This window comes from Paenibacillus cremeus (assembly GCF_007786445.1).
Lineage (GTDB): Bacteria > Bacillota > Bacilli > Paenibacillales > NBRC-103111 > Paenibacillus_G > Paenibacillus_G cremeus.
This window is the reverse complement of sequence record NZ_VNJI01000021.1, coordinates 1-12,451: the sequence shown is the minus strand read 5'-3', so window position 1 is coordinate 12,451 and position 12,451 is coordinate 1. Positions and strand designations below refer to the sequence as shown.

General features: G+C 55.5%; 12 protein-coding genes and 1 rRNA gene. 10 read left to right on the top strand and 3 right to left on the bottom strand.

Going from position 1 to position 12,451, the window contains the following annotated elements; translation table 11 throughout:
- Positions 1 to 46 precede the first annotated feature (46 nt).
- The 9 genes from FPZ49_RS17310 (at position 47) to FPZ49_RS17270 (ending at position 9,029) form a co-directional block, all read left to right on the top strand.
- Positions 47 to 403, top strand: a complete 357-nt coding sequence (locus tag FPZ49_RS17310; RefSeq protein ID WP_144849419.1) for a DUF3870 domain-containing protein — start codon at positions 47 to 49, stop codon at positions 401 to 403.
- A 132-nt stretch (positions 404 to 535) separates the two neighbouring features.
- Complete coding sequence (locus tag FPZ49_RS17305) at positions 536 to 1,360, top strand: M55 family metallopeptidase (protein ID WP_144849173.1); 825 nt, start codon at positions 536 to 538, stop codon at positions 1,358 to 1,360.
- 15 nt (positions 1,361 to 1,375) lie between these two features.
- Positions 1,376 to 2,308 carry an ABC transporter permease gene (locus FPZ49_RS17300; protein ID WP_144849170.1) on the top strand — a complete coding sequence of 311 codons (933 nt, stop codon included), beginning with the start codon at positions 1,376 to 1,378 and terminating at the stop codon, positions 2,306 to 2,308.
- A 2-nt stretch (positions 2,309 to 2,310) separates the two neighbouring features.
- Entirely contained in the window at positions 2,311 to 3,228 is a 918-nt protein-coding gene (locus FPZ49_RS17295) for an ABC transporter permease (protein ID WP_144849167.1), read from the top strand.
- Positions 3,229 to 3,233: 5 nt separating this feature from the next.
- Entirely contained in the window at positions 3,234 to 4,259 is a 1,026-nt protein-coding gene (locus FPZ49_RS17290; protein WP_144849164.1) for an ABC transporter ATP-binding protein, read from the top strand.
- A gap of 32 nt (positions 4,260 to 4,291) precedes the next feature.
- The gene (locus tag FPZ49_RS17285) at positions 4,292 to 5,920 is read left to right on the top strand and encodes a peptide ABC transporter substrate-binding protein (protein ID WP_144849162.1); all 1,629 of its coding nucleotides are present in this window, start codon (positions 4,292 to 4,294) and stop codon (positions 5,918 to 5,920) included.
- An 84-nt stretch (positions 5,921 to 6,004) separates the two neighbouring features.
- Positions 6,005 to 6,934, top strand: a complete 930-nt coding sequence (locus FPZ49_RS17280; RefSeq protein ID WP_144849159.1) for a S66 peptidase family protein — start codon at positions 6,005 to 6,007, stop codon at positions 6,932 to 6,934.
- 50 nt (positions 6,935 to 6,984) lie between these two features.
- Positions 6,985 to 8,088: a dipeptide epimerase gene (locus FPZ49_RS17275; protein WP_144849156.1), complete on the top strand. Its 1,104-nt coding sequence runs from the start codon at positions 6,985 to 6,987 to the stop codon at positions 8,086 to 8,088.
- Positions 8,085 to 9,029, top strand: coding sequence for a C40 family peptidase (locus tag FPZ49_RS17270; RefSeq protein ID WP_144849153.1), 945 nt, complete (start codon positions 8,085 to 8,087; stop codon positions 9,027 to 9,029). The genes FPZ49_RS17275 and FPZ49_RS17270 overlap by 4 nt, the downstream gene beginning before the upstream one ends.
- A gap of 268 nt (positions 9,030 to 9,297) precedes the next feature.
- Here FPZ49_RS17270 and FPZ49_RS17265 read toward each other — a convergent pair whose 3' ends face one another.
- From FPZ49_RS17265 to FPZ49_RS17255, 3 genes are all read right to left on the bottom strand, one after another.
- Positions 9,298 to 10,128, bottom strand: coding sequence for a 1,4-dihydroxy-6-naphthoate synthase (locus FPZ49_RS17265; protein WP_144849417.1), 831 nt, complete (start codon positions 10,126 to 10,128; stop codon positions 9,298 to 9,300).
- 2 nt (positions 10,129 to 10,130) lie between these two features.
- Positions 10,131 to 10,805: a futalosine hydrolase gene (locus FPZ49_RS17260; RefSeq protein WP_261381460.1), complete on the bottom strand. Its 675-nt coding sequence runs from the start codon at positions 10,803 to 10,805 to the stop codon at positions 10,131 to 10,133.
- Between the two features lie 96 nt (positions 10,806 to 10,901).
- Positions 10,902 to 11,813 (bottom strand): acetamidase/formamidase family protein, encoded by a 912-nt coding sequence (locus FPZ49_RS17255; protein WP_144849147.1) that lies wholly within the window; start codon positions 11,811 to 11,813, stop codon positions 10,902 to 10,904.
- Positions 11,814 to 12,330: 517 nt separating this feature from the next.
- Between FPZ49_RS17255 and FPZ49_RS17250 the strand changes: the two genes are divergently transcribed.
- A 16S ribosomal RNA gene (locus FPZ49_RS17250) occupies positions 12,331 to 12,451 on the top strand; the annotation flags it as partial.

Genomic DNA, 12,451 nt, shown 5'->3' with positions numbered 1-12,451 from the left:
ATATACGCTCCCGTAAAAGTTGCAGCAAGGAGGATGCAATAGCATGCTGTACGACAAAGATACGATTTATGTCATCGGCGACGCGCAAGCTTCCGTGAACAATCCGATCACACAGCAGTATAACGCGTTTTTTATCGGACTGGTGGTGGACACGACGAATCACAAGATTGTCGATGCCGGGTGCTCTTCAACGATCCCAATCACATCGGAGTTCGTTCGATCCATTTTTATCGGCCATAACATGTATGCCTTCGAGGCGATCGCAGAGGAAGTCCGGCGCAGATACCACGGGTCCTCGCAGAAAGCACTGATCGTGGCCTACAAGGACGCGCTGAAAAAATATAAACTAGCACTGAGCAGCCGGGACGAGCCAGGATTGCAGGCTTCCGGCACAGTGGTGTAAGCTGCTTTATTTATCCGTATGGCAACATACACGTAAATAAAACCCAGCAGACGGTAATCGGGATAAGGACATCCTGAGGCTGTTTGCTGGGCTTTTTTCTGTTTCTATTATACCCAGGAAGGGGGCGATCGCTTGAAACTGTATATCTCCGTGGACATGGAAGGGATTACGGGGCTGGTGGATAAAACGTTTGTCGATTCCAAAGAGTATAACTACGCGCGCGGGCAGCAGATCATGACCGATGAAGCCAATCACGTGATTGGCACCGCGTTGGCCGAAGGCTGCAGCGAAGTCATCGTCAACGACAGCCATTCGAAAATGAACAACCTGCTCATTGAGAGGCTTCATCCGGAGGCACAACTCATCTCAGGGGACGTGAAACCGTTTTCGATGGTGCAGGGGCTGGACAGCTCGTTCGCGGGCGCGGCGTTCCTGGGCTACCATACCCGGGCGGCGCGAAAAGGCGTGCTGAGCCATACGATGATTTTCGGCGTGCGCAATATGTACATCAATGAAAAGCCCATCGGTGAGCTGGGATTTAACGCTTATGTAGCCGGCTATTACGGCGTGCCGGTCCTCCTAGTGGCGGGCGACGACGAGACCGCGCTCGAAGCGGAGGAGCTGATCCCGGGGGTGACGACCGCCATTGTCAAAAAGCGGGTTTCCCGCACCGCCGCGCTCAGCCTGACACCGGAGAAAAGCGGGCAGCTGCTGCGCGAGAAGACGAGGGAAGCGCTGGCGAACCGCGAAAAAGTGAAGCCGCTCGTGCCTCCGGACCGTCCGCTGCTCACCATCGAATTCGCCAATTACGGACAAGCCGAATGGGCGCATTTGATGCCGGGAACGACGATCGACGAGCACAGCCCTACGGTTTCATTCCAGGCCCAATCAATCGTGGAAGCGTATCAAGCCATGATCGTAATGACGGAGCTGGCGATGAAAGCTCAATTTTGTTAAGAAACGGGTGATAGCATGGCACAATATATACTTCGCAGATTCGCCTCCATGATTGTCACGCTGTGGCTCATCATTACAGTAACGTTTTTTCTGATGCATACGGTGCCGGGGTCGCCCTTTGAAAAAGACGGCCGCTCCTCCAACCGGACAGCCGTGCAAAATATGATGGAGTTTTACAACTTGGATAAACCGCTGTCCGTGCAGTATGTGATGTATTTGAAATCGCTGCTCACGCTTGACCTGGGTCCGTCCATCGGGCATTTCCCGGATAGCGTCAACTCCATGATCGAACGCGGATTTCCGGTGTCCTTCCAGCTTGGGATGGTAGCCATCGGATTTGCCGTCATCGCAGGGATTGCGCTAGGGACGGTTGCGGCGCTCCGCCAAAACGGAATAATCGATTATTTTGCCATGATCTTTGCCGTCATCGGCATTGCAGTGCCTAACTTTATCGTAGCGACACTGCTGATCAAGTATGTGGCCGTCGAATGGAAGCTGCTTCCGGTAGCAACCTGGGGCAGCTGGAAGCATGTTATTTTACCGGCGCTGGCGCTTTCGACCGGGCCTCTGGCGATTATTGCGCGGATGACGCGGGCCAATATGCTGGAAGTGCTGACGGCAGACTACATCGAGACCGCCCGGGCCAAAGGCCTCTCGCCGGCTACGATCGTGATCAAGCATGCGCTTCGCAATGCGCTGCTGCCGGTCATTACGCTGCTCGGAGCTTTAGTGGCGAACGTGCTGACGGGGAGCTTTGTTATTGAAAAGATTTTCGCGATCCCGGGCATGGGCAAATATTTCGTTGACGGCATTAACAACCGCGATTACTCGCTCATTATGGGAACGACCGTATTTTACAGCGCACTCTTGATTTTTATGATGTTTTTGGTGGATATCGCTTATGGCCTTATTGACCCTCGAATCAAGCTGCACGGGAAGGGGGCCTAACGATGAATGTACCGGATTCTTTATTCGTCCCGATGTCCAAGAACAACAAGGCGCAGGAAGCGATTGTCCGTCCGCGTCTGTCGTTCTGGCAGGAAGCGTGGCTGAGGCTGCTGAAAAACAAGCTAGCTATGCTCGGCTTGATCATTATTATCGTCCTCGCGCTGCTCGCGATATTCGGACCGCTGCTCACCGATCAAAGCTACTCCAAGCAGGTGCTGCTGGATGCCAATCAAAAGCCGTCGGCGGCGCATTGGTTCGGCACGGATGATCTTGGGCGCGACGTGTATGCCCGCATTTTGTACGGAGCCCGCATCTCACTATTTATCGGGCTGATGGCGGCGCTGATTGATTTTCTGATTGGGATTGTGTTCGGCGGCATCGCCGGCTATTTTGGCGGCAGAGTCGACAACATTATGATGCGCTTCGTCGATATTTTGTACGGTGTGCCTCATCTGCTCGTCGTCATCCTGCTGATGGTGGTCATGGGCCCGGGGCTGATGACGATTATCGTTGCGCTTAGCGCAACTGGCTGGCTCGGCATGGCCCGGATCGTCCGCGGTCAGGTGCTGACGCTTAAAACCTCCGAGTATGTGCTGGCGGCACGCACGCTCGGAGCAGGCGCAGGCTACATCATTCGCAAGCACCTGCTGCCGAATGCGGTCGGCATCATTATCGTTCAAGTGACGTTTTCCGTCCCGTCGGCGATCTTCGCCGAAGCGTTTCTCAGCTTCCTCGGACTCGGCATTCAACCGCCGATGGCGAGCTGGGGCGTGATGGCTAATGACGCGCTGTCGACTATTCTATCCGGTCAATGGTGGCGGCTGTTTTATCCGGCGTTCTTCATTTCCCTGACGATGCTTGCCTTCAATTTGGTAGGTGATGGGCTGCAGGACGCTTTTAATCCGAGGCAGAGGAGGTAGCAGCGATGACAGCAAAAGCAACGGGGCAACCAGCGAACGCTTCCGACGTGCTTCTAGAGGTGGAGGATCTCCACGTCTCCTTTAAGACCCATGGCGGAGTGGTTCAAGCCGTTCGGGGTGTCAGCTTCCAACTGAACAAGGGCGAGACACTGGCGATCGTCGGCGAATCCGGCTGCGGCAAGAGCGTGACGGCACGCAGCATTATGCGTCTCTTACCTGAACGCACCTCAAAGATCCCGAGGGGCAGCATTCGCTTTAAGGGCAAGGAGCTGACCCAGCTGACCGAGAAGCAGCTCCGAGAGCTGCGAGGATCGGAGATTTCTATGATTTTCCAAGATGCGATGACCGCCTTGAATCCTACCATCTCCATTGGGGAGCAGATTATGGAGGGCATCATCCGTCATCAGAAAATATCGCGGGAAAAAGCCCGCAAGCAAGCGATCGAAATGCTGGGTTTAGTCGGAATTTCCCAGCCGGAGCTGCGAATGAAGCAGTATTTGCATGAGTTTAGCGGAGGCATGCGCCAGCGGATGATGATTGCCATCGCCGCCGTATGCAGCCCTTCAATTCTCATCGCGGACGAGCCGACCACGGCGCTCGATGTCACCATCCAAGCGCAAATCATTGAACTGTTCCGCATGCTGCAGAAGAAAACCGGCGTCTCCATCATCATCATTACCCATGACCTGGGCGTGGTGGCCAAGATTGCCGATCGCGTCAACGTCATGTATGCCGGCAAAGTGGTGGAAACCGGGACGGTGCAGGAGCTGTTCTACAGCCCGCAGCATCCGTACACCAAGGGCCTGCTGGCTTCCGTGCCGCGTCTGGACACCGATACCACCCTGCCGCTGACGCCGATACCGGGCACGCCTCCGGATTTGTTCTCGCCTCCGAAGGGCTGTGCATTTGCCGCCCGCTGTGAGTATGCGATGGACGTCTGCGGAGCGTACGATCCGGAGCCTACGCCGCTATCCGACAAGCATGCGGTCGCCTGCTGGCTGCAAGATCCGAGAGCTCGCCAAGCAATCTAAATTATTTTCACATGAGAAGGGGAACCGTGCACATGAAAAAAGCTTCAGCACTACTCATCAGCTGCGCCCTGATTTTCGGCACTGCCTTAGCCGGATGCAGCAAAGATTCCGCGAACAGCCCGTCCCAGACGGAAGCGGCGAAGGATACCAAGGCCAAGATTCTCCAGTACAACAACCTGAAGGAACCAACATCCCTCGATCCTCCGAAGGGCTTTGACCAAGTGTCCTACGACGTGCTGAATAACGCGTTTGAAGGCTTGACCCGCTTGGGTAAAAACCAGCAGCCGGAGCCGGCGATGGCGAAGGAGTGGAAGGTGTCACCCGACGGCAAAAAGTATACGTTCACGCTGCGCGACGGAATTAAGTGGACCAATGGCGATCCAGTAAAAGCAGGTGACTTTGAGTACGCTTGGAAGCGTCTGCTCGATCCGAAGACCGCATCCGATGCGGCCTTCCTGGCCTTCCCGATTGAAGGCGCGGAAGCATTCAACTCCGGCAAAGGAACGGCGGACGGTGTGAAGGTCAAAGCGCTGGACGACAAAACGCTGGAAGTGACCTTGGCCCAGCCATCGGCTTGGCTGATCGGCATGGTATCCAGCCCGGCGTTCTTCCCGTTAAACAAAGCGTCTGTTGAGGCCAATCCTAAGTGGGCTGGCGAAGCTGCGACCATCGTCAGCAACGGGCCGTTTAAAATTACCGAGTGGAAGCATGACGCCGAGCTCAAAATGGTGAAGAACGATCAATACTGGGATGCGGCGAACGTGAAGCTAGCCGGCGTCAACTTCAAGATGATCAACGACACCAATACCGCGTACCAGCTCTTCACTACTGGCGAGCTCGATACGACCTCGTCGATTCCGGCGGATATGAGCGACAAGCTGTTTGCCGAGAACAAGGTGAAGGTGGAAGATGCAGCCGGTACTGCTTTTTATCGCTTTAATGTAAAAATGGCGCCGTTCAACAACGTCAACATTCGTAAGGCGTTTGTAGAAGCGGTTGACAGACAGAAGCTGGTGGACCTGGTGCTGAAGCAAAAGCATAAACCGGCGGACGCGTACGTTTCCCCTGGCCTGAAAGATCCTGCCGGCGGCGATTTCCGCACCGTGGGCGGCAGCTTGATCAAGTTTGACGCGGCTGATGCGAAGAAGCTGCTGGAAAAAGGCATGCAGGAAGCAGGCTACAAGACCCTGCCTGAAGTAACCCTGACGTACAACACGAACGATGTCAGCCAAAAAATCGCCCAAGCGCTCCAAGCGATGCTGAAAGACAACCTGGGCGTTGATGTGAAGCTGGCGAACAAAGAAGGCAAAGTGCTGACCGCCGAGCAGAAGGGCTTGCAACTGCAATTGTCCCGCTCGTCGTTCCTGCCGGATTTTGCCGATCCGATCAACTTCTTGGACGGCTACCAATCGACCAACCCGTTCAGCCGGACAGGCTGGGTTAATCCGCAGTACGATAAATTGATTAAAGACGCATATAATGAACCGGACGATGCAAAGCGCTTCAAAATGATGCATGACGCGGAAAAGATTTTGATGGATGAAGCTCCGATCCTGCCGCTGTACTACTACAACTCGGCCTATCTGCAAAGCGACAAAGTGGAAGGCGTCGTCAGACACGGCTTTGGCTTCATCGACTTTAAGTGGGCGAGCTTCAAATAAGCTAGCTTGGACAACGGAGGGAGTGCGCCTGCTAAGGGTGCTTCTCCCCCTTTTTTTAGGGAATGCAGGGAGGGAGCTGCGGTGATGAGTGAGCGGATAAAGCCTCGGCGGTTAAGCCCGGGGGATACGGTAGGGATTACGGCTCCGGCGAGCTGGGGCGACAGGGGCCAGATGGTGGCGGCCGCCTCGTGCCTGGAACGACTGGGGCTGCGAGTCAAGATCGGAGACACCTTATCGGAGCGGTACGGCTACTTATCGGGAACGGATGAGCAGCGGGCCGGGGAATTGAACGCTATGTTCGCCGATCCGGAGATCCAAGCGATCATTTGCGCGCGCGGTGGCTATGGAACCGGCCGCATCGCAGACCGGCTCGATTATGAGGTCATTAGGGCCAATCCGAAAATTTTTTGGGGCTACAGCGACATTACCTTTTTGCATGCGGCGATTGGGAAGCTGACGGGTCTGGTGACCTTTCACGGACCGATGATGATCGATTTGACTCATGATACGAACCCGCTCACCGTGCAAAATTACGAAACGCTGCTCCGCCCGGCGGTGCTCAGCTATACGGAGGAAATCTCACCCCTGCAAACAGTAGTGGAAGGCGAAGCGACCGGACCGCTGGTGGGAGGAAACATCTCCTTGCTAGTCAGCACCTTAGGGACGCCGTATGAGCTGGATACGAAGGGCAAGCTCCTGTTTATGGAAGATATCGATGAAGAGCCTTACCGATTAGACCGGATGTTGAACCAGCTGCGGCTCGCCGGAAAATTCGCCGATGCAGCGGGCATTCTGCTCTGCGATTTTAACAACTGTGTGCCGAACACACGGAAAGAATCGCTCACCTTGGAGCAAATTATCCAAGATCATGTGGTTTCCGCCGGGAAGCCGACGCTGTCCGGATTTAAGATCGGCCACTGCTCCCCGAATATTGCGGTGCCGGTGGGCATCGAAGCAACGATGAGCACGTATGAGAAGTCGCTGGTCTGCACGGAACCCGGTGTAGAGGCGTAAGTCGCAACGAGCGAACAACGCAGCGCCAAACTTGGAGGAGGCTTAACAGCATGAATATTAAATGCGTCGAAGTAATGAGACAATCCACCCCGCTCAAAAAGCCGTTCAAAACCGCCCTGCGCACCGTTTACAATGCAGAGTCCGTGTTGGTTCGCATTCAGGCGGACGACGGCCGGGTCGGCTGGGGCGAAGCGCCTGCTACGATTGTGATTACGGGTGACAGCTTGGATAGCATTCAGTCGGCCATCGTGCATACATTCACCCCGCTGCTGGTCGGCAAAAGCTTGCTGGCTTACGAGCAAATTTTGCAGGCGATTCATCATTCGATGATTGGCAGCAGCAGTGCGAAGGCGGCGGTGGATATGGCCATCTACGACCTGGTCGCGCAGTATTGCGGCCTGCCATTGTATCAGTTCCTCGGCGGCTATAAGGATCAGATCGAGACGGATTTCACCGTCAGCGTCAATTCGCCTAAGGAAATGGGAGAAGACGCGATCCGTTATGTGCAGGAAGGCTTTAATGTGCTGAAAATCAAGGTCGGCAAAGACGACGTGTCCGAGGACATCGCACGAATTCGGGAAATTCGCAGCTGTATTGGCAACGATATCCGCATTCGCGTCGATGCCAACCAGGGCTGGCAGGTGAAGGATGCAATCCGCACGATCCGCCGCATGGAGGATTTGGGACTGGACATCGAGCTGGTCGAGCAGCCGGTCAAAGCGTATGACATCGAAGGACTAAAGACGGTGACCGACAGCGTGGAAACGCCGATTATGGCCGATGAGAGCGTGTTTTCGCCCGCTCAAGCGTTTGAGGTGCTGAAGCGCCGCGCAGCCGATCTGATCAACATCAAGCTGATGAAATCCGGCGGCATTTATAAAGCTAACATCATTAATCATATCGCAGAGGAATTCGGCGTCGAGTGCATGATGGGCACGATGATCGAATCCCGCGTCGCTGTGACGGCGGCGGCCCATTTTGCGGCCAGCAAAAAGAACATCACCCGATTCGACTTTGACGCTCCGCTGATGATGCTGAGCGATATAGTAACCGGCGGCGTACAGTATAACGGCAGAGTCATGACCTTCCCGCAGGAGGCGGGCCTTGGCATTAGCGATGTCGAGCACAGCCAAAGCGTAGGTGCCGGAGCATGAGCGACCTGAAGCGTAGGCAGGTAGCCGTCTCCGTCGCCACGGTGTGGACAAAGCCGGAATCGCCCCGTCCGCTCGATGAACTGGCCTTGCAGCATCCGGTAGGCATTCGGGAATGGCTGAAGCGCATGACGGTGGATGATCGGCTCGATTTAAGCGAAGCGAACCGGGTGCAGACGCAGGTTTTGTACGGTACGACCGTGCTGGTAGCGAAGGAGCAGGGGGAATGGGTGAAGGTGCTGATCCCTCAGCAGGGAACCCGCAAGGAGGCGCTCGGCTATCCAGGATGGGTGCCTCGGTGCCAATTGGTAGAGGAAGCTTCTATAGCACCTGCAGGTTCTGCCAGAGCGGAAGTTGTGTCGGATAAGGCGTGGCTGTATCGTGATGGGGAGCTGTCCGAACCGCTGCTCGAGCTGAGCTTTTTGACCTCGCTGCCGGTGCTGGAATCGGATACGTCTGGGCGCTGGGTAAAGGTGCAGACACCGGAAGGAAGCGGCTTCATGAAGGCGGGCGAGGTTCGCTTAATTGAAGGCGAGCTGGCATCAATCGGTGCCATGGAAGGCGGCGACATTGGTCGCGGCATTGTGGAGCAGGCCAAGCGCTTCCTGAATTTGCCGTACCTTTGGGGCGGCATGTCCTCCTTCGGCTACGATTGCTCCGGGTTTGCTTACAATATGCACCGCTACTTTGGGATCCTGATCCCAAGAGACGCCTCGGATCAAGCGAAGCAGGGCAAGCTGATCGAACGAGACCGGCTGGAGCCGGGTGATTTGGTGTTTTTCGCCCACGACGAGGGCAAGGGCTCGGTGCACCATGTCGGCATTTATGCAGGGGATAACCAGATGATTCACTCTCCGGAGTCCATCAAAAACATCGAGCTGATCGATCTGAGCAGCTACCGCTTGGCGCACGAGCATTGTGTGTCGAGACGTTATTGGGGCTAAGATTTACCCCTTCACGAGCGAGTGCTTTCCAGCGCTTGCCCGTGAGGGCTTTTCTTATGCGGAGTAACAGTTAGCCGTGATCCCGAACCTCCATCAAAAACAGACGCTTGTCCGCACATCGAATGCCAGATCTTTTAGCTCCAAAATGGCCGGAATGCGATCACGGATCAGCTTATTATAAATGGTCATGGGCTCGTCCCCTCCTCAAAAAATGCAGCAAAAAGCCCGAACGATCGCACGCAGTGCCATCATTCGGGCTTTGCTAAACCTAACGAAGCAGCGCCAGGTCAAACTCAGGAATGAGTCCCTCTTGAGCGGCACGACGAAGCAGCGTTTCAACCGCCGCATACCCGCTCTCGCCTAAATCGGCGGTGAACTGGTTCACGTACAGGTCGATGTGCGCTTGCGTCACCTTCGGGTCCATTTCCTGTGCGTGGCATTGGACATATTCCTTGGATGCCTCAGGGTGCGCCCATGCGTAGTCGACGGATGCCTTGGTCCAGGCGGCGATGGCTTGAAGATCCAGCGATCGGCGAGCAATGATGGCTCCCAGAGGAATCGGGAGGCCGGTATCTGTCTCCCACCAGCTTCCCAAATCGGTCATCAGCGACAGCCCGTAGGAAGGATAAGTGAAGCGCGCCTCATGAATAACCAGGCCGGCGTCGATTTGTCCATCACGCACGGCTGGCATGATCTCATGGAATGGCATAACCACGATTTCGCCCACGCCGCCAGGAACATTCGCTGCGGCCCACAAACGGAACAGCAAATACGCGGTCGACCGGTCGCTTGGTACGGCGACTCTCCGGCCGGAGAGCACCGACGGACTACTGCCTCCGCCCTTGGTCAATACAAGGGGCCCGCAGCCCCGGCCAAGCGCCCCTCCGCAGGGAATCAGCGCGTACTCCGAAAGCACCCACGGCAAGGCGGCGTAAGAGATTTTGAGCACATCGGGCCCGTCCGTTCCTGCTGCTAGCTTATTGGTAATGTCGATGTCCGCGTAAGTAACATCAAGTTCAGGTGCGCCGGGAATCAAGCCATGCACCCAGGCATGAAACACAAACGTATCATTGGGACAAGGTGAAAACGCAATTCTCATCGTCATCGTAAAGCCTCCTTCAAAACCTTGATGGCAGCCTCTAACGCCGCCAGTGCTTCTCCTATGCGCCAGGCAGCCCGGTCCCGTGGTCCGACGGGGTTGGAGATGGCGCGCAGCTCCAGGACAGGCAGGCCGTGCTTACGGGCGGCCTCGGCTACGCCAAAGCCCTCCATCGCCTCAGCGGCCGCTCCAGGAACCCGCTGTGCCAGCTCTGTGGCGGTGTCGGCCGTGCCTGTCACCGTCGACAGCGTGAGCACCGGGCCCAAACAAACCGGCAGCCCGGCAGCTCGCAGCGCTTCTACGGCCCGCCCCGCCCGGTCCAGATCGACCGGGACACGGGCAGAGCCGAAGCCGAGCTCGTCCACGCTGGCGAACCCCTCCGGCGTCAGAGCCCCCAGGTCGGCGGCAATGATCTCGCTGGCTACCACCAGCGAGCCAATGCCCGCCCGACCCGCGAACCCGCCGCCGATGCCCGCGCTCACGACCAAGTCGTAGCCACTCTTGGTCGTAGCCAAGGCGGTCGCCGTGCTGACCGCCGCAGCGACCGGGCCGACGCCTCCCGCTAGCACGTCGAATCGGCTGTCAGGGCCCAGCCCGCGCTGCACGGCGTCCTTCTCGGCGTCGACCGCCGTCACGACGAGGACTCGCCCGCTCGCGCTGCCAGAGTTCGTTGTCATAGTCATACTCTCCTTATGTTGGGTACTTATTTTATTATAGTACTTTGCGCGACCGGGGAACAACTTTTCGAACGCCCGCCCGCCACGAATGCTTTCTTATAATGAGGCAAGAACCGATTTCGGCATTTTACAGACTACGCTATAAGCCGGATTAAAAACATTGGCCACGTCATACTTAACCGCCTGTCCCATGAGGTGGCTTGCTTCCGACGCAGTCAGCCCGTAGTCCTCTTGAAGCATCGAAAGCATCTCGGTCGTGGCATGCTGGAGCGCTTGATCCAGAGGGCGTGCATTGCCGATGCAAAACACATGCGTATCCGACTCGCCCCTCGGCCAGCCGATTTTTTTTCCTTTCAGCAGCTTCACGGTAAAACGGACGTCCATCGAGATTTCGATTCCGGTGCCGACAATCTCGCCATCTCCTTGCAGCGCATGCCCGTCTCCAAGGTGGAACAGCGCGCCTTCCGCAGACACAGGAAAATACACCGTAACCCCGCTTACAAGCCCGTTGTAGTCCATATTTCCGCCATGCTCACCGCTGGTGGCCGTTGATATCGCCTGACCCTTCGAAGGAGCCACTCCAAAACAGCCCAAAAAAGGACGCAAAGGCAGCTTCAAATTCGCCAGCTTAGGCGTGGGCTTTTCCAAGAAAGCAACACCCTCCGGCACATCGACCGTCCAGCGCACTATTTCCGAGGGAGGCAGTTTCGCAGCGGTATCCGGATCCACTACGTTTGGAGCCAGGATGTTGGAGGTCCACCCCCACACCCGGTTGGGCGTGATCGAGTCGAAATGTACAGCCAGCGTATCGCCGGGCATTGCCTCTTCCACATAGAACGGCCCTGTCATCGGGTTCCCTCGCTGCGCAGCGCTTTCCCCCGTTTGGTCCCAGCCCCGAGCATCGACCGTTGTCGTCACTACGGTATCCCCATCGCAAATCTTGAGCACCGGCTCATGCTGGCCTATCGTATTATAATAGTGGTTTGGCTGAAAATGATGTACAGTCATCGGCTAGCCTCCTATATCAATTTATCTTCTACATCCTTAAATGTATCAAACTTCAATATGATATACGATTTTTTTAAGAAAATTCCACCCATACTCTATTAATAAAAATTGCTATGATGCTCTTGCGTTTTTATTTTGGATGTGGTACATTACATTTCCCGGTTAACACTTCGGTGTTGCGCAGGGTTAGCTAGTGCTTCTGGACTGCAGATTCAACTCTCAACTCGAGGGAAAATGAGGCTTGCAAAAAAGAAGACAATATGCTAAATTAAATAGCCGTGACTCAAGTTAGTAGTAACTAAATAAACGTTCTAGACTAAAGGATTCGTTCCTCAGATTGGAATAAAAAAACAGTTGCAAAACGATCACGAGTTATGATACATTGTGACTCGGCCATGAAACGGCTGAGAAACAATCAAGCAATTGCCCTTTGAAAACTGAACAACGAGTGAGTGCAATAAATAAGAGAATGCAAATTCTCGCTAGCAGTAAATTTTGAGCTTTAATCAGCTTTTCTTTAATGGAGAGTTTGATCCTGGCTCAGGACGAACGCTGGCGGCGTGCCTAATACATGCAAGTCGAGCGAGGGTCTTCGGACCCTAGCGGCGGACGGGTGAGTAACACGTAGGCAACCTGCC

Coding starts and splice junctions, on each gene's coding strand:
- FPZ49_RS17270 (WP_144849153.1), top strand. CDS start 8,085: ATGAGCGACCTGAAGCGTAGGCAGGTAGCCGTCTCCGTCGCCACGGTG.
- FPZ49_RS17275 (WP_144849156.1), top strand. CDS start 6,985: ATGAATATTAAATGCGTCGAAGTAATGAGACAATCCACCCCGCTCAAA.
- FPZ49_RS17285 (WP_144849162.1), top strand. CDS start 4,292: ATGAAAAAAGCTTCAGCACTACTCATCAGCTGCGCCCTGATTTTCGGC.
- FPZ49_RS17255 (WP_144849147.1), bottom strand. CDS start 11,813: ATGACTGTACATCATTTTCAGCCAAACCACTATTATAATACGATAGGC.
- FPZ49_RS17295 (WP_144849167.1), top strand. CDS start 2,311: ATGAATGTACCGGATTCTTTATTCGTCCCGATGTCCAAGAACAACAAG.
- FPZ49_RS17290 (WP_144849164.1), top strand. CDS start 3,234: ATGACAGCAAAAGCAACGGGGCAACCAGCGAACGCTTCCGACGTGCTT.
- FPZ49_RS17260 (WP_261381460.1), bottom strand. CDS start 10,805: ATGACAACGAACTCTGGCAGCGCGAGCGGGCGAGTCCTCGTCGTGACG.
- FPZ49_RS17300 (WP_144849170.1), top strand. CDS start 1,376: ATGGCACAATATATACTTCGCAGATTCGCCTCCATGATTGTCACGCTG.
- FPZ49_RS17265 (WP_144849417.1), bottom strand. CDS start 10,128: ATGAGAATTGCGTTTTCACCTTGTCCCAATGATACGTTTGTGTTTCAT.
- FPZ49_RS17280 (WP_144849159.1), top strand. CDS start 6,005: ATGAGTGAGCGGATAAAGCCTCGGCGGTTAAGCCCGGGGGATACGGTA.